This is a genomic window from Miniphocaeibacter halophilus (assembly GCF_016458825.1).
Lineage (GTDB): Bacteria > Bacillota > Clostridia > Tissierellales > Peptoniphilaceae > Miniphocaeibacter > Miniphocaeibacter halophilus.
On the sequence record NZ_CP066744.1, the window covers coordinates 1,430,598 to 1,449,046 of the forward strand.

Genomic DNA, 18,449 nt, shown 5'->3' on the forward strand with positions numbered 1-18,449 from the left:
GGAATTTATGCATATTGTAATGAAGGGAATAAATAAATCCTTTGGCGATAATAAAGTATTAAAAAATACTGAGTTTGAGTTACTAGATGGAGAAGTACATGCTTTAATGGGAGAAAATGGGGCAGGAAAATCAACTTTAATGAAAATACTTACAGGAGTTTATACTAAGGATTCCGGCGAGATATATGTTGATGATAAATTAGTAAACTATAAAAATCCTCAAGAGGCTGAAAAAGATGGAATAGTTTTTATTTACCAAGAATTAAATTCGCTTTTTGATCTCACTGTTATGGATAATTTATTTATAACAAAAGAAATAAAAAAGGGTTTTGGGATTCTAGATAAAAATGCTATGTATATTAAAGCAAAAGAAGCTTTAGAATCTTTAGGAGTAAATATTAATCCAAAATCAATTATGTCGGATTTGTCTGTAGGACAACAACAAATGGTAGAGATTTGTAAAGCTTTAATGGTAGATGCAAAAACGATTATTATGGATGAACCTACAGCAGCATTAACACAATCTGAAACAGCAATTCTTTTTGATGTTATAAAAAATTTAAAATCTAAGGGTGTATCAATAGTTTATATATCCCACAGAATGGAAGAAATTTTTGAAGTGTGTGATAGAATTACAGTTTTAAGGGACGGGGAATATATTGGTACTTCTACCGTTGAAGACACAGACATGAATAGAATTGTCAAGATGATGATAGGTAGAGAATTAGGAGATAGATTTCCAAAAAGACAACATGAACTTGGAGAGGTTATTTTAGAAATAAAGGATTTAAATAAAATTGGAGAATTTTCCAACGTTAGCTTTAAATTAAGACAGGGAGAAGTACTAGGTGTTTCGGGACTTATGGGAGCAGGTAGAACTGAAATAATGTCTTGTATATTTGGAGATAATGAAATAGATGGAGGAGAAATTTATGTAGAAGGAAAGAGAATACATATAAAAAATCCTAATAAAGCAATCGAGAATGGTATAGCCTATGTAACGGAAGATAGAAAAGTAGAAGGGCTAATGTTAGAAAAAACCATAGAGGAAAACATTACTATTGCAAATTTAAAGGATATCTCCAAAAACGCAATTTTATCAAAAAATAAAATTAATAAATTAGCTAAAGACTCAATTGAAAAGTTTAAAATTAAAAGTACAGGTATTAACCATATATGTGAAAAACTTAGTGGAGGAAATCAACAAAAAGTTGTTTTATCTAAATGGGTTGCTACAAATCCTAGAATTTTAATTTTAGATGAGCCTACTAGAGGTGTAGATATTGGGGCTAAACAAGATATATACAATATTATAAATGATCTTGCAAATGATGGTGTTGGAATAATAATGGTTTCTTCCGAATTACCGGAAATCTTAGGAATGAGTGATAGGGTTATGGTAGTAAGGGAAGGAGAAGTGAAGGGAATACTAGACATAGAAGAAGCGGATCAAGAAAAGATTATGACATTAGCTACAGGAGGAGTTTTATAATGGAAAAGAAAAAAAACAAGGTACATTTTTTGCAGGACTATGGTTCATTAATTGCACTAATACTGTTGGTTGTTTTAATTAGTTTAGTAAGCAAAGAATTTAGAAGTTTTAATAATCTAATATCATTAGTAAGACAATCTACAATAAATGGATTTATAGCATTTGGAATGACCTGTGTAATATTAACAGGAAGTATAGATTTATCAGTTGGTTCAGTATTAAGTCTTAGTACTGCTATATGTGCAGGGCTAATAGTCGGAGGAGTTCCGGTAGGACTTGCTTTTATTATTACGCTAATATTAGGAGTTTTACTTGGATTAGTAAGCGGTATATTAGTTACAAAGGGTAGACTACAACCATTTATAGCAACGCTGGTAACTATGACAGTATATAGAGGGCTAACATATATATATATGGATGGTAAACCAATTTCTAATTTAGGCGACAGCTTTTTATTGAAATTTATAGGAAGAGGATCAATTTTTGGAATACCCTTTCCTGTAATATTGTTTTTAGTAATTTTTGTTTTATATTTTTTCATGTTAAATAAAACTACATTTGGAAGAAAAATTTATGCAACAGGAAGTAATGAGGATTGTGCAAGATTAGTAGGAGTAAAGACAGATAAAGTAAAAATGGTAGTATATGCTTTATCCGGTTTAATGGCGTCTATAGCCGGAATAATTCTTTTATCACGACTAGGTTCAGCCCAAACTACATTAGGAGAAGGTTATGAGTTAGATGCAATAGCTTCAGTAGTTCTTGGTGGTACAAGTATGAATGGTGGTAGAGGAAGGATTTCTGGTACATTAATAGGTATTTTGATTATAGCTGTTTTAAATAATGGTCTTAATATTCTGGAAGTCTCATCATATTATCAAAGTGTTGTAAAAGGATTGGTAATTTTGATAGCAGTACTTTCAGATAGAAAAAGATAAACATATTATTTTTATTTAGGAGGAGAAAAGATGAAAAAAACAAAACTATTGTCGTTATCATTAATTATGGTATTAGTTTTAGGAGTGCTGGCAGGATGTTCTGTTGATGGTGAGAAAAAAGAAGAGGCAGATGGAACAAATGCTGTTTCTGAAGGTACAGGAACTATAGGATTATCTGTTTCAACATTGAATAATCCATTTTTTGTTACATTAGCAGATGGAGCAAAAGCAGCAGCAAAAGATGCTGAAAAAGAATTAATAGTAGTTGACGCAGGTGATGACTCTGCAAAACAAGCAAGTGACATTGAAGATTTAATATCCAAAAAAGTTTCTGTTTTAATTGTAAACCCTGTTGATTCTGATGCAGTAGCACCAGCTGTTCAACAAGCAAAAGATGCTGGAATTAAAGTAATAGCAGTTGATAGAATGGTTAATGGAGTAGATATTGAATCTACAATAGCTTCAGATAATGTAGCAGGAGCGAAAATGGCTACTGAATACTTACTAGAAGAAATAGGAGAGTCTGCTAAAGTTGCAGAGCTGGAAGGTGTTCCAGGTGCATCTGCAACAATAGATAGAGGAGAAGGCTTCCATGAAATCGCTGATAAAAGTTTAGAAGTTGTATCTAAGCAAACAGCCAATTTTAATAGAGCAGAAGGATTATCTGTAATGGAAAATATACTACAGTCCAATCCTGATATTACAGGTGTATTTGCACATAATGATGAAATGGCTTTAGGTGCTATTGAGGCTATAAAATCTTCAGGTAAAGATATTAAGGTAGTTGGATTTGATGCTACTGATGATGCAAAAACAGCAGTTGAAAGTGGAGATTTATTGGCAACAGTAGAACAACAACCTGAATTAATGGGAAAAAAAGCTATAGAAATTGCTATTAAATTATTAAATGGCGAAACAGTTGAGAAAGATATTCCGGTTGAAGTAAAATTAGTAACTAAATAAAATTTTAATTAAAAAAATAAATTTTTAACCTACTATCAATATTGTTAGTAGGTTTTTTTATGAGATGATATAAGATTATTTTAAGCTTTTTTATATATAATATTATGCAAAGAGCTTAAAAATAAAATTTATATTAAGTTATTGTAATAAGAATTTTACATAATTTATGAATATCAAGAAATTATAGTGATAATATGATAAAATATATAGGATTTAATAGATTTGTAATAATATTGTAAGATTAATGTTAAGAATTAATGTTAAAATATTAGTATATCTATTTATAGGTGGAATATGGATAAATTAAAATTTATGATAGATACTTTATTAAAAGAAAACCCAAAATTCAATAAAGATAATATAGTAGATTACGAAAAGAATCCTAAGAAACTATTAAGGGCCTTAATGAATGTTAGGGAACCTGGTGAAATTTCTCAAGAATTTTTAGAAGTTCAAGATGAATTTTTAAAAAATGAAATTAAAGCCATGGGTATAACAGATGTAAATGATTTAAAGCCTGTAGGTTCTGAAGGAGTCTGTTCTGTTACAAATTGCGACTCTATATATTTATGGAAAGGCGATATTGTAACAATAAAGGCTGATTGTATTGTAAATGCAGCAAACAAAAAAATGTTAGGTTGTAGACTACCATTACATTACTGTATAGACAATGCTATACATACTTTTGCAGGGGTTCAGCTTAGAAATGAATGTTATGAAATAATGAAAAAACAGGGGTATGATGAACCAACAGGTAAAGCTAAAATTACCAAGGGATATAATCTACCTAGTAAATTCATTATTCATACTGTAGGACCTATTATATATAGTAGTGTTAAAGAAGAAGATATGGCCTTATTAAAATCTTCTTATTATGAATCATTAAAACTAGCAGAGGAAAATAAGTTAGAGTCCATTGTATTTTGTTCTATTTCTACAGGAGTATTTAATTTTCCTAAGGAATTAGCGGCTAAAATTGCAATTGCTACTGTAGACAATTTTTTATCATCTTCAAAGTATGTAAAGAAGGTTATATTTAATTTATATAGGGAAGAAGATTTGAAAATTTATGAGAATATTATTAAGGTTGGTATAAATGAATAGAAATTTATTAGTTAATATAATTTTTTACCTGGTTTTATCCTTAGTAATAATTAAAACATTTAGTACTTTAGTATTAAATTTAGCAGATTTGTCTAACTTTAAAATAATTGTATATATACTATTGATTTCTGTATATATACTTTTAGGTTATATGTATTATAAAAGGAATATAAAAAAGAATAACTAAAATATTGATTTTATTCTAATAATATTAGATAATGTATTTTTGTTAAGGAAAATTGTATATAAGATTATTTTGGAGTGTTAAATGAATAAAATAATAAAAGGAAATAAAAAAAATTCAAGAGCATTTAGTAGCGTGCTAAGTACTATTATAATTATTATTTCTACAATATTAATTATGACTGCGGTATATATGTCTACTACATTTAGAAACAAAGGTATAAAAGATATAGTATACCACCTAAAAAGTGGCATGGGTGGTACATCTCCAGATGTGGTACTTTCAGTTTTGGGAGCTTGTATAATACCATTTACTATTATGTTGGCAGTATTGTTATTGCCGATGTTTTTACTTAAAAGAAAGAAAAATTATTCGGCTAAAAAAGTTGGAAGAATAAAGATGTTTTATTCTGTTGGAATTATGTGTATAGCTTCAACAATGTTTTACAACTTACTTGGTGGAGCTGATTATGTTAAAGCGGTATTTCAAGAATCGCCAATAATTGAAGAGAATTATGTTGACCCGAAAAATGTTAAGATGAATTTCCCAGAAAAAAAACAAAATCTTATTCTTATTTATGCAGAGTCTATTGAAAACTCAATATTAAATAAAAATATAGGCGGTGGCTGGGATTATTCCATAATGCCGGAATTAGAACAAATTGCTTTAGAGAATACCAACTTCTCAAATACAGATAAAATAGGTGGTTTCCATCAAGTGGAAGGAACAACTTGGAGTATTGCAGGAATAACAGCTTCGACTTCAGGTATACCTTTAAAAGGATTTGTTAATAATGAGTATAAGTCTGAAAATTTCCTAGATGGAGCTTATAGTCTAGGGGATGTCTTAAGGGACGAAGGTTATAATTTAAGGGTTATGATGGGGTCAAAGGCTGAATTTGGTGGAAAAGAACAATTCTTTAAAAACCACGGCAACTATGACATATTTGATTTCCACCATGCTGTAGATAATGGATATATGAGAGAAGAAGATAAAGTATGGTGGGGTTATGAAGATAGTAAATTATTTGAATGGTCTAAGGAAGAAGCAACTAAATTAGCTTCAGAGGAGAAACCATTTAATTTAGTAATAGAAACAGTAAACACTCATTATACTGACGGATGGTTAGAAGAAGGCGGAGAAGAAAAATTTGATACAAGATATGAAAATGTTCACGCTCAATCTTCTAAACAAATAAATGAATTTGTTGAATGGGTAAAACAACAAGATTTTTATGAAAATACAACTATAGTAATAATGGGAGACCATTTAGGAATGCAGGACAAATTCTATAGTGACAATATTGATGAAAATTATGATAGAACAGTTTACAATGCAATAATTAATCCTAGAACTGAAACTAAAAACAACAAAAACAGAAAATTTACAACCTTTGATATGTATCCAACAATTCTTGCAAGTTTAGGTGTAGAAATTGAAGGCGAACAACTAGGTTTGGGAATTAATATGTTTTCAGGAAAAGATACTTTAGTTGAAAAATATGGTTATGATTATTTTAATGAAGAACTTATGAAGAATTCTACATTTTATAATGACTATATATTAGGAGAGGACGCCAAAGACGGAGTAACTTTGAAAAAATAGGAGTAGAAATAATGTATTTAGTATCTAAATACATTATTTTTTACTAAATTTATGGAGGAGCTATGAAAAAATCGAAAAATATTATAAGTAAAATCTTATTGATCATAGCAGCTGTAATTATTATTGCTACTCTATATATTTCTTTAAATTTCAAAGAACAGGGACTTAGAAATATACTTTTCCATATTGGAAATGGATTAAAAGGAACTTCACCGTCAGTTATTTTGACAGGTATTATAGCTTGTATAATTCCTTTTTCATTACTACTAGTAATTCTTAGTCTACCTATATTCATATTAAAAAAACGAAACAGGGTGTCGGAAAATAAATTATATAAAATTAATTTGAAATACTCAGTAGTTTTATTAATGACTTCATTTATTTTGTCATATTCTTTACTTGGTGGAAATGATTACGTTAAGGCTGTTTTTCAAGAATCATCAATAATTGAGGAAAATTATGTTGATCCTAAAGAAGTAAACATAAGCTTTCCAAAGGAAAAACAGAATTTAATCATAATATATTCTGAGTCATTGGAAAATTCCCTACTTAACAAAAATTTAGGTGGTGGCTGGGAATATAGTCTTATGCCAGAACTGGAACAAATAGCAATGGATAATTTAAATTTTTCCAATTCAAATAAAATAGGCGGATTTCATCAGGTGGAAGGAACAACATGGACTATTGCAGGTATGACAGGTTCAACTGCTGGAGTTCCAATAAAAGGCTATGCAAATAATGAATACAAATCCGAAAATTTTTTAAATGGAGCTTATTCATTAGGGGATATTCTTGAAAAAGAAGGATATAATTTAGAGATAATAATGGGATCTACTGCAGAATTCGGTGGAAAAAAACAGTATTATAAAAATCATGGAAACTATAAAATATTTGACTTCGATTATGCTGTTGCAAACGGATATATGAGAGAAGAAGATAAGGTATGGTGGGGCTTCGAGGATAGTAAATTATTTAAATGGTCAAAAGAAGAAGTTAAGAAATTGGCTGCTGACGATAAACCATTTAATTTAATAATTGAAACTGTAAATACTCATTTTACCGATGGATATTTGGAAGATAGTGCAGAAGAAAAGTACTATAATCAATATGAAAATGTATATGCTCATTCATCTAAACAAATCGGAGAATTTATAGAGTGGGTTAAAAGGCAAGATTTTTACAAAAACACTACAATTGTAATTTTAGGCGATCATTTAGGTATGCAGGATAAATTATACGAAGACAATATGGTAGAAAATTACGATAGAACAGTCTACAATGCTTTCATAAATAGCAAAAGCCCGGCTAAAAACAATAAAAATAGACAATTTACTACTTTTGATATGTATCCGACAATATTAGCAAGTATTGGTGTAGATATTCCAGGTAATAAATTAGGCCTAGGGGTTAATATGTTTTCTAAAGAAGAAACTCTTTTGGAAAAATATGGAAATGAATATTTAAATGAGGAACTAAAGAAAAATTCTATTTTCTATAATAGGGAAATATTAGAGGAAGATTATTAAAAGGCTCTTGGAACTTTCATTCTAAAGAAAGTTTTAAGAGTCTTTTCTTAATTATCTAAGTAAAAAAATATATTTATCTAATAAATCTAAAAACTAGGGAAAGTGGCTTGGCCACTTTCCCTAGTTTTTAGGTTTAATCATTTTATAAGGGTCTAAGACATTATCTATTTCATTGTTTGAAAAAATATGTTCTTTAGTTAATAAATCTCTTATAGTTTTACCTGATTTTAAAGCTTCTTTTGCGATTGTTGCTGATTTTTGGTAGCCTATATAGGGATTAACTGCAGTAATTAGTCCTATAGAGTTGCTTACATGTTTTTTACAGTTTTCTCTATTGGCAACTAAATCTTTAATTGCATTATCGGTAAAAGTTTTTATACCGTAGGTTAAAGTTTCTATTGATTCAAATAAGTTGTAAAAAATAATTGGTTCAAAAGCGTTTAATTCCAACTGTCCAGCTTCACAAGCCATAGTTATGGTAGTATCATTTCCTATAACGTTAAAGGAAATTTGATTTACCACTTCCGGAATTACAGGATTAATTTTACCAGGCATTATGGAAGAACCATTTTGTTTAGGTGGTAATGTTATTTCTGCTAAACCGGTTCTTGGTCCGGAGTTCATAAGTCTTAAATCGTTGGAAATTTTTGATAGATTAACTGCTAAAGCTTTTAAATAACCTGACACTATGGTAAAACAATCTAAATTTTGTGTACCATCTATTAAATTAGGAGCTTGTTTTAAATTTAAATTGGATATTTCATCTAATTCTGAAACTATATTGTCAATGTAATCCTTTTTTGCATTTAATCCTGTACCAATGGCAGTTGCTCCCATATTTACATATTCCATTTCCTCTATTGCTAATTCAGTTCTTTTTAAGTCCCTTTTAATAGCTTGGGAATAAGCGCTAAATTCTTGACCTAAAGTTATAGGGATAGCATCTTCAAGTTGGGTTCTGCCCATTTTGATTACATCATCAAATTCTTCTGATTTTGCTATTAATGCCTTATACAGATTATTAATTTCCTTTTTTAAATTTTTTAATAATTTTATTATTGTCATTTTCCCTGCAGTTGGGAAAACATCATTAGTAGATTGACTCATATTTACATGATCATTTGGATGAATTAAGGAGTAATTTCCCTTGTTATTTCCTAATATTTCCAAGGCGATATTTGCAATTACTTCGTTTGCATTCATATTTGCAGAAGTTCCTGCTCCACCTTGTATAGGGTCAACAATAAACTCTTCATGGTATTTTCCATTTATAATTTCATCACAGGCTTTAATAATCGCTGTTCCAATTGCTGTGTCCAATTGACCGGTTTTTATATTAGATACTGCTGATGCTTTTTTTATTTCAGCTAAAGATATAATTAAATCTTTATGCATTTTTCTTCCAGTTATATTAAAATTGTTTTTTGCTCTTAAAGTTTGAACGCCATAATAAGCCTTAGTAGGTATTTTTAACTCTCCAACTGAATCGCTTTCTATTCTAAAATTATCCATAACAACCTCCTGATAATATAAAAAAACAAATCTTCTTCTTGCTTATATTCTATGATTGGAATACTATATAATCAAATACAAATATTATCATATAAGTATAGGTGCGAGGTTATAATGTTTACAGGAATAGAATATGTTTATGAAGTATATAAGGAAAGAAGTTTTTCGAAAGCGGCAAATAATTTGTATATATCCCAACCTTCTTTAAGTGGTACTATAAAGAGAATAGAAAAGGAAATAGGATATGAAATATTTGACCGCTCTACAAAACCAATAGGTGTTACAGATATTGGAATGAAATATATAAAAACCATTGAGAAAATACTGGAACTGGAACAGAATTTTGATGAATATATTAATGATGTTGCTGATTTAAAGGCCGGTAAAGTAGCTATTGGTGGAACCCACCAATATACTTCCTACCTACTACCACCAATAGTTTCAACATTTATAGAAAAATATCCAAAGGTAAGTGTGGATATTGTTGAGGCTAAATCTTCAAATTTGATGAAATATTTAAATGATGGCACTATAGACATAGCAATAGATAATTATAAATATGACAAAAATGAATATATAAAGCAATTTCATAGAAAGGATAATATATTATTAGCTGTTCCAAAGAAAATAGAATCAAATAAACTTGTAGAGGATTTTCAATTAAATTATGAGGATGTTATATCTGGAAGATTTTTAGAGGATAATGTAGATTCAATTCCCTTAAAAATATTTAAAGATGATCCTTTTATATTGTTAAAAGAAGGCAATGATACAAGAAAAAGAGCAGATAAAAAACTTGCTTATGAAAATATAAACCCTAGGATTATATTGGAGTTAGAACAACAAATAACCTCCTATAATCTAACTAGTTATGGAATAGGTATTTCTTTTATAAGTGATTTTTTAATAAGAAATGTAGGACCAAATCCTAATATTTGTTTATATAAATTGAATAAATATGAATCAGATAGGGATATTTCATTTTTTTATAGAAAAAATAAATTTTTAAGTAAGGCTGTTAAAGAATTTTTAAAAATTGCAAAAAACTTTAGTTAAGAAAGGTGATTATGAAAGAGAAATTTTTAAATTATGAAGTTTATACATTTAATAATGGTGTTTTTGAAAAAAATATTGAAAACATAGTAGAAGAAAGTAAAATCGATATTTTTATAAATGATAAAAAGATTTTTAAAATTGTATGCTCTCCCTTTAATTTAAAGGAAATGGCTGTAGGGTTTTTATGGATGAATGGATATATTAATAGTAAGGATGATGTTATTTCTATAGATATTGATACAGAAGGCATAATGGACTTAAAAATTAAGGGAAGTACAGAGGAAAAACAAATAGAACTTGAAAAAAATGATTCAAATATAGAAATATTGTCAACAGAAATTCCTAAGCAGATTAAGTTAATGGAAGACAAGGCGAAATTATTTGAAAAAACAGGTGGAGTTCATTGTGCAGCACTAATATCTAATAATGAAGTTATAGTCTATATGGAGGATATTGGAAGGCATAACACCTTAGATAAAATTGCAGGGTATTGTATTTTAAATAATATAGATATGTCTAATAAAATAATTGCTTTTTCCGGAAGACTACCTATTGAAATTGTAACAAAGATTTCAAAAATGAAAGTACCAATTATGATTTCAAGATCAGCTCCAACAAATTTAGGAATTGAGCTAGCCAGAGAAAAGGGAATTACCTTATGTGGTTTTACAAGAAATAATAGATATCATATTTATGCTAACAGCTATAGAGTAAAGGACAACTAAATTGTTGTCCTTTTTACATCACCACGATTTACTGAAATATTAAAACCAGATTTTTTAATTAACCTAGTCAATAACTCTATACTTTCTGCAGCTTCACTTCCTGAATAAATTTTATTGTCATAAAGCTCATATTTATTTCTTACATTGGAAGGTGAAAGGTTTGGCATTACAACATTTGCTCCGGCTTTTAAACCGAGCTCTCTTCCTTCAGGGTGAATAGTGCCAAGAGCAGTAGTTGAAGGAATTAAGGAATATGGAAACATAAGTCGTAATATTGATATTAACTTTATAGTAAGTCCCATACTTCCATTTTCAAAGTTTTTAAAAGGCGTGTCCTTATGACTTAAAAATGGACCGATGCCTATCATATCAGGTTGAAGAGTTTCTAAAAAACGCAAATCTTCAACTAAATATTCTAGTTTTTGAAAAGGGGAACCGACCATAAAACCGGAACCGACTTGGTATCCTATTTCTTTTAATTGAAAAATACATTTTTTTCTATTTTCTAAACTTAAATTATTAGGATGTATTTTATTAAAATGATATTCATTAGCCGTTTCATGCCTTAATAAATACCTGTTAGTTCCGGCATCAAAAAAATTCTTAAAACTTTTATAATTCCTTTCGCCTAGGGAAAGTGTTATTGCACAATCCGGGAATTTACTTCTAATTTTTGCAATAATTTCAATAAAAATATCATCTGTAAAATAAGGGTCCTCTCCTCCTTGTAGCACAAAGGTACGAAAACCTAATTTATATCCTTCCCTACAACAGTTTAAAATGTCGTCTGTATTTAACCTATACCTACTGGCCTTATTATTACCAGCTCTTATTCCACAGTAAAAACAATTGTTTTTACAATAATTGGAAAATTCAATTAGGCCCCTAATATAGACATCTTTTCCGTAATATTCTTCTCTTCTTATATTGGCAGCTTTTTTTAAATCTTCATCGTATTTATTGTCAGCTAGTATAGTTAAAAATTCCTCATTACTTAAAGTTTTGTTTTCAAAAAGTTTTTTTACTAAATCATTCATATAGTCTCCAAAGTTTCTTTTAATATATCTTTTTACATTTTCTATTATATTATACAATATAATATACAGTCCATTGTTACTATATATTTAATTGTTAGGAGACGATTATATGAATATAAATAATAGTATTTTAGATTTAATAGGTAATACACCAATTATGAAACTTAATAATATAGAAAGGCATTTTAATTTAAAATCTAATTTATTTGGTAAATTAGAATATTTAAACCCGGAAGGAAGTATTAAAGATAGGGTTGCTAAGCAAATGATTGAGCAGGCAGAAAAAGAAGGAAGAATAAACAAGGACACTATTATTATTGAGCCTACTTCAGGCAATACAGGTATAGGATTAGCAGCCATTGCTGCTGTAAAGGGTTATAAAATGATCTTAACAATGCCAGAGACCATGTCAGAGGAAAGAAGGAATATACTTAAAGCCTTTGGAGCTGAAATAGTTTTAACAGAAGGTTCCAAGGGAATGAAGGGGGCAATTGATAGAGCAAAAGAACTTTCTAAGGAATATACTAATAGTTTTATCCCATCACAATTTGAAAATAAGGAAAATCCTAAAGCTCATAAAATTACAACTGGCCCTGAAATTTGGAAGGATATGGATGGTAATATAGATGTTTTAGTTGCAGGAGTAGGAACCGGCGGTACTATTACAGGAGTTGGAGAGTATTTAAAAGAGAAGAATAAAAATATTGAAATAGTAGCAGTAGAACCGCTAACTTCAGCTGTACTTTCAGGAGATAATCCAGGTCCACACGAAATACAGGGAATAGGGGCAGGTTTTATTCCAAGTATTTTAAATAGAAATATCTATGATGAAATAGTTAAGGTAGACAATGAGGTAATTTATGAATATGGGAAAATACTAGCAAAAAAAGAAGGCTTGCTTTTAGGATTATCTTCAGCAGCGGCTTTATATGGGGCTGTGGAAATATCAAAGAAGGAAAAATATAATGAAAAAAATATTGTAATAATTTTCCCGGATAGTGGAGATAGGTATTTTTCAACAAGATTATTTAATTAAAAAATATTAACAACATTAATAAATATTAATGTTGTTTTTTTGTTGACAAAATTTTTAAAAGTAACTATAATAGTTTAGTACGATTTAGTTTCCAAAGAAACAATTAGTAAACTAACTATCTTATATGTGGGAGTCAAAATGAAAAGGGAATTAGTAATACAATTAAAAACTATAAATTTCTTCTTAAATAAAAGAATTGAAGAACTACACAAATCCTTTGATGGAAACCTATCTCCGATTTCTGGACTTATTTTAAAATTTATATTTCAAAATTCAGATAAAGTGATTTTTCAAAAGGATATAGAGGAAGAGTTTTCAATGAAAAAATCTAGGCTATCAAAAATATTATCTTCAATGGAAAAAGAAGGTTATGTAAAGAGGGTTTCCGTTAAAGAGGATGCTAGATTAAAACAGATTATTTTAGGGGAAAAGGCTAAAGAACTTAACGAAAATATTTTAAAAAGTAAAGAAGAAATAGAAAAAATTATTTTTAAAAATATTGATGAAAAAAATTTAGATATTTTTTTTGAAGTATTACAAGAGATGGTTAGTAATTTAAAAAAAGATATGGAATAGGGGTGAATAGATGTTAAGGTTATTAAAATTCTTAAAACCTAGAGAGTGGTTTTTCTTTTTAATTAACGTTGTGTTTATATCTACTCAGGTATTTTTAGATTTGAAAATACCGGATTATATGACACAAATAACACAAATACTACAAACAAATGGTTCCTTAGGTGAAATTATTAATATTGGTATTAGAATGGTAATTTGTGCACTAGGAAGTTTAGGAGCAGCTATAATTTGTGGTTTTTTTGCAGCAAAAATAGCCGCAGTATTTGGTAAACGTCTTAGAGGAACGGTTTTCAATAGAGTACAAGAATTTTCAAAAGAAGAAATCAAACAATTTTCTACAGATAGTTTAATTACAAGATCAACTAATGATATAACTCAAATTCAAATGATTATTGCAATAGGTGCACAAATGATGATAAAGGCACCAATAATGGCTGTATGGGCAATTTTAAAAATTTATGGTAAAAATTGGCAGTGGTCACTAACTACAGGAATAGCCGTTTTGATTATGATGGTAGTAATTGCAATAATTGGAATATTTGCTTTACCAAGATTTAGAAGAGTACAAAAACTAATAGACTCTATAAACAGAGTAATTAGAGAGAATCTTACTGGAATAAGAGTGGTTAAAGCATATAACGCTGAAGAGTATCAAGAAAATAAATTTGAAAAAGCAAATGAAGACTTAACTAAAAATAATTTATTTACAGGAAGATTAATGGGAATGCTCAATCCAATGATGAGAATCTTAATGAATGGTATAGGTTTGGCTATTTATTGGATGGGAGCATATTTAATTTATAATGCCGGATATATGGAAAAAATTAATTTGTTTAGCGATATGGTAGTTTTTACATCCTATGCAACTCAAGTAGTAGTTTCATTCATGATGTTAACTATGATTTTTATAATGATGCCAAGGGCCCAAGTGTCTGCAAACAGAATTAATGAAGTCCTAGATACGAAACCTTCAATTCTTGATGGTGATGTTACAGAAGTTAAGGATAATATTGGAGAAGTTGAATTTAAAAATGTATGTTTCAAATATCCTGATGCAGAAGAATATGTTTTGAAAAACATAAATTTTAAAGTTAAACCGGGAGAAACACTGGCAATAATAGGTTCAACAGGTAGTGGTAAATCTACAATAGTAGATTTAATTCCAAGATTTTATGACGCTACTGAAGGTGAGGTACTTGTAAATGGAATTAATGTAAGGGATTATAAATTAAATATATTAGATAATTATATAGGATATGTTTCACAAAAGACCATATTGGTTTCCGGAACCATAAGATCTAATATTGACTATGGTGACAATGGAAAAGGAAATATTACAGATGAAGCTATACAAAACGCTTTAGAAATTGCTCAAGCTGCAGATTTTGTTAATAAATTAGAGGACGGAGTAGACTCCTATGTAGCACAGGGAGGAACTAATTTCTCCGGTGGACAAAAACAAAGAATTTCTATAGCAAGAGCCATAGCAAGAGATCCTGCAATATATATATTCGATGATTCTTTTTCAGCTTTAGACCTTAAAACCGATAAGATGTTAAGGCAAGCTTTAGATAGAGAAACAAGTCATGCAACTAATATTATTGTTTCTCAAAGAATTGGATCAATAAAAAACGCAGATAAAATACTTGTTATGGAAGATGGGGAAATGGCTGGTTTAGGCACTCATGAAGAACTTATTAAGGATTGTAAGGTTTATCAGGAAATAGCTTATTCCCAATTATCACAGGAGGAACTTGCATGAAAAAAAATAGAGAATTAAGAAAAAGAAACTCTTTTGCTGCAAATACTCAAAGTGGTAAATATGCTAAAGCAAAAGACTTTAAAAAAGCTTGGGGACAATTATTAGGATATTTTAAAGTATACGGAATTCAAACTATTGTTGCTATAATATTCTCCTTTGTTGGAACGATTATGTTATTAAATGGACCAAGAAGATTAGGGGAAATTTCAGATTTAATTTTGGCCGGAATAAAAGGTGAAATGGATTTTGCAGCCATTGAAAAAATTTGTTATACCTTAGTAGCTCTTTATTTAATAGGAGCAGGACTCTTGTATTTACAAGAATTTTTTATGGTTACAGTAATTCAAGGAGTATCTAAAAAATTAAGAAAAGATATATCAATTAAAATCAATAAACTTCCTTTAAGATATTTTGACTCAACTACTCTTGGTGACATAATGAGTAGGGCAACTAATGATGTTGATTTAATCAGTCAATCTTTAAATCAAAGTATAGGCTCTTTGGCAGGAGCAATAGCGATGTTTTTTGGTTCTTTATATATGATGTTTAGAACTAATCCTATATTAACATTAACGGCCATTGCATCTACAATAGTAGGCTTTAGTTTAATGATAATAATAATGTCTAAATCACAAAAATATTTTACAAGACAACAACAATCACTAGGTGAAATGAATGGTTATGTTGAAGAGATGTACGGAGCACATACTATTATTAAAGTTTACAATGCTGAAGGGGAAATTAAAGAGGAGTTTAATGAAATAAATGATGACCTGTACGATTCTGCATGGAAATCACAATTTATTTCAGGTATAATGAATCCAATTATGGGTTTTATTGGTAACTTTGGGTATGTAGCAGTATCAGTTGTAGGTGCAATAATGGTAGCAAAAGGAATGATGAACTTTGGTGTTATAGTTTCCTTTATGATCTATATTAGACAGTTTACAAATCCTTTAACTACAATAGCTCAAGCAGCAACAAGCTTACAATCTACAGCAGCAGCATCAGAAAGGGTTTTTGAATTTTTAGGAGAAGAAGAATTAGAAGATGAATCCTATAAAACTAAATCCATCAACCCTAAAGAGGTCAATGGAAATGTTGAGTTTGAACATGTAAGATTTGGCTACGACGAAGATAAAATAATAATTAAAGATTTTTCTGCAGAGGCAAAGGCCGGTCAAAAAGTTGCAATTGTAGGACCGACAGGAGCAGGAAAAACGACTTTAGTTAATTTGTTAATGAGATTTTATGAATTGAATAGTGGAAAAATATCTGTTGACGGAGTAGATATAAAAGAAATTACAAGGGAAAATGTACATGATTTATTCTGTATGGTATTACAAGACACTTGGATATTTGAAGGTACAATTAAAGAGAATATAAAATATAGTAAGACCAATGTTTCAGATGAAGAGGTTGTAAAAGCATGTAAAGCTGTTGGACTAGATCATTATATTAGAACTCTACCAAAAGGATATAATACGGTTTTAGATAATAAGACAAATTTATCCCAAGGACAAAAACAGTTAATGACAATAGCAAGAGCAATGGTGGAAAATGCTCCAATGCTAATACTTGATGAGGCAACAAGTTCTGTAGATACTAGAACAGAAGTTATAATTCAAAAAGCCATGGATAAACTTATGGAAGGAAGGACATCCTTTGTTATTGCCCATAGATTATCTACAATAAAAAATTCCGACATGATATTTGTTATGGATAATGGTGACATAATAGAAAGCGGAAACCATGAAGAATTAATGGCTAAAAATGGATTTTATACAAATCTATACAACAGTCAATTTGAACAGGCAGGTTAATTTTAAACATCTTTGGAAGGATTTTCTTCTAAAGATGTTTTTTTATATCGTTATAAATGGTTTTTTGGGTAAAATATACTTGAGGTGATTAATATGTCATTGTTGTCAGAATATAAAATAAAAAACTTAAATTTAAAAAATAGAATCGTTTTACCACCAATGTGCATGTATAGTGCAAAAAATGGATTTGCAAATGATTTTCATAAGGTTCACTATGGCTCTTTTGCTTTAGGACAAGTTGGCTTAATAATATTGGAAGCTACAGGAGTAATGGCCAATGGAAGAATTACTGATGATGATTTGGGAATTTACAACGATGAATACATAGACGAATTAAAAAACATAGTAAATTTTTCTCATAGATTTGGTTCTAAAGTAGGTATACAGTTAGCCCATGCAGGAAGAAAATCTGAAACTAAAGATTTAATTCATTTTGCTCCTTCCGCTATTAAATTTAATGAAGAATATACCTTACCAAAGGAAATGGACAAAGATGATATTAATAGAGTAATAAAGTCCTTTGGAGAAGCTTCAAAAAGAGCTTTAAAAGCAGGTTTTGATTTAATAGAAATCCATGGTGCCCATGGCTATTTAATACATGAATTTCTCTCTCCAATTACAAATAAAAGAGAAGACGAATATGGTGGTAATTTAAAAAATAGAACTAGATTATTAAAGGAAATATTAAAAGAAGTAAAAAAATATTGGCCAGAAGATAAAGTCATTTCTTTAAGAATATCAGCATCTGACTATGTGGCCCAAGGCATAGATATAAATATGATTATTGATATTTTATTGGAAGTTAAAGAATATATTGATATTGTTCATGTATCATCAGGAGGATTAGTTCCTGTAGATATAAAGGTATATGGAGGTTATCAAGCTGAATTTGCTGAAAAAATAAAAAAGGCATTAAATATTCCAACAATTGCAGTAGGCTTGTTAGAGGATTATAGCTTAGCAAATTATTTAATTGAAAAAGAAAAATGTGACTTAGTAGCAATAGGAAGAGGCTTACTTAGAAATCCGAACTTGGTTATGGACTTTGCTAAAAACAACAAGATAGATATAGATTATTTAAAACAATTTGAAAGAGCTTATTAATGGAGG

The 18,449-nt window shown here is 29.3% G+C and carries 15 protein-coding genes; 13 read left to right on the forward strand and 2 right to left on the reverse strand.

The genetic code is table 11. The features are described from left to right. Window positions 1-7 precede the first annotated feature (7 nt). The 6 genes from JFY71_RS07075 to JFY71_RS07100 all read left to right on the forward strand — a co-directional run bounded on the left by JFY71_RS07075 (window position 8) and on the right by JFY71_RS07100 (window position 7,812). A complete protein-coding gene (locus JFY71_RS07075) occupies window positions 8-1,492 on the forward strand; it encodes a sugar ABC transporter ATP-binding protein (protein ID WP_243660110.1) in 1,485 nt (494 codons plus the stop codon). Beyond that, window positions 1,492-2,430 carry an ABC transporter permease gene (locus JFY71_RS07080; protein ID WP_243660111.1) on the forward strand — a complete coding sequence of 313 codons (939 nt, stop codon included), beginning with the start codon at window positions 1,492-1,494 and terminating at the stop codon, window positions 2,428-2,430. The genes JFY71_RS07075 and JFY71_RS07080 overlap by 1 nt, the downstream gene beginning before the upstream one ends. Before the next feature lie 30 nt (window positions 2,431-2,460). Continuing rightward, window positions 2,461-3,393, forward strand: a complete 933-nt coding sequence (locus JFY71_RS07085; protein ID WP_243660112.1) for a D-ribose ABC transporter substrate-binding protein — start codon at window positions 2,461-2,463, stop codon at window positions 3,391-3,393. 294 nt (window positions 3,394-3,687) lie between these two features. Then, the gene (locus tag JFY71_RS07090; RefSeq protein ID WP_243660113.1) at window positions 3,688-4,497 is read left to right on the forward strand and encodes a protein-ADP-ribose hydrolase; all 810 of its coding nucleotides are present in this window, start codon (window positions 3,688-3,690) and stop codon (window positions 4,495-4,497) included. 268 nt (window positions 4,498-4,765) lie between these two features. Next, complete coding sequence (locus tag JFY71_RS07095) at window positions 4,766-6,286, forward strand: LTA synthase family protein (protein ID WP_243660114.1); 1,521 nt, start codon at window positions 4,766-4,768, stop codon at window positions 6,284-6,286. A 62-nt stretch (window positions 6,287-6,348) separates the two neighbouring features. After that, window positions 6,349-7,812, forward strand: a complete 1,464-nt coding sequence (locus JFY71_RS07100) for an LTA synthase family protein (protein ID WP_243660115.1) — start codon at window positions 6,349-6,351, stop codon at window positions 7,810-7,812. A 120-nt stretch (window positions 7,813-7,932) separates the two neighbouring features. On the opposite strand, the gene JFY71_RS07105 is transcribed toward JFY71_RS07100, so the two are convergent. Then, a complete protein-coding gene (locus JFY71_RS07105) occupies window positions 7,933-9,324 on the reverse strand; it encodes an aspartate ammonia-lyase (RefSeq protein WP_243660116.1) in 1,392 nt (463 codons plus the stop codon). A 114-nt stretch (window positions 9,325-9,438) separates the two neighbouring features. Between JFY71_RS07105 and JFY71_RS07110 the strand changes: the two genes are divergently transcribed. Next, the gene (locus JFY71_RS07110) at window positions 9,439-10,380 is read left to right on the forward strand and encodes a LysR family transcriptional regulator (protein WP_243660117.1); all 942 of its coding nucleotides are present in this window, start codon (window positions 9,439-9,441) and stop codon (window positions 10,378-10,380) included. Window positions 10,381-10,391: 11 nt separating this feature from the next. After that, window positions 10,392-11,105 (forward strand): formate dehydrogenase accessory sulfurtransferase FdhD, encoded by a 714-nt coding sequence (fdhD, locus tag JFY71_RS07115; protein WP_243660118.1) that lies wholly within the window; start codon window positions 10,392-10,394, stop codon window positions 11,103-11,105. Here the strand turns inward: fdhD and hydE are convergent. After that, entirely contained in the window at window positions 11,102-12,142 is a 1,041-nt protein-coding gene (gene hydE / locus JFY71_RS07120; protein WP_243660119.1) for a [FeFe] hydrogenase H-cluster radical SAM maturase HydE, read from the reverse strand. The genes fdhD and hydE overlap by 4 nt on opposite strands. A gap of 109 nt (window positions 12,143-12,251) precedes the next feature. Between hydE and cysK the strand changes: the two genes are divergently transcribed. From cysK to namA, 5 genes are all read left to right on the forward strand, one after another. After that, on the forward strand, window positions 12,252-13,178 hold the full coding sequence (gene cysK / locus JFY71_RS07125; protein ID WP_243660120.1) for a cysteine synthase A: 927 nt from the start codon (window positions 12,252-12,254) through the stop codon (window positions 13,176-13,178). A 138-nt stretch (window positions 13,179-13,316) separates the two neighbouring features. Beyond that, window positions 13,317-13,754, forward strand: coding sequence for a MarR family winged helix-turn-helix transcriptional regulator (locus JFY71_RS07130; protein ID WP_243660121.1), 438 nt, complete (start codon window positions 13,317-13,319; stop codon window positions 13,752-13,754). Window positions 13,755-13,764: 10 nt separating this feature from the next. Then, window positions 13,765-15,516, forward strand: coding sequence for an ABC transporter ATP-binding protein (locus JFY71_RS07135; RefSeq protein WP_243660122.1), 1,752 nt, complete (start codon window positions 13,765-13,767; stop codon window positions 15,514-15,516). Further along, on the forward strand, window positions 15,513-17,339 hold the full coding sequence (locus JFY71_RS07140) for an ABC transporter ATP-binding protein (protein WP_243660123.1): 1,827 nt from the start codon (window positions 15,513-15,515) through the stop codon (window positions 17,337-17,339). Before JFY71_RS07135 ends, JFY71_RS07140 begins: the two co-directional genes overlap by 4 nt. A gap of 93 nt (window positions 17,340-17,432) precedes the next feature. Then, window positions 17,433-18,443: an NADPH dehydrogenase NamA gene (gene namA / locus JFY71_RS07145; RefSeq protein ID WP_243660124.1), complete on the forward strand. Its 1,011-nt coding sequence runs from the start codon at window positions 17,433-17,435 to the stop codon at window positions 18,441-18,443. The last annotated feature ends 6 nt before the right edge of the window (window positions 18,444-18,449 follow it).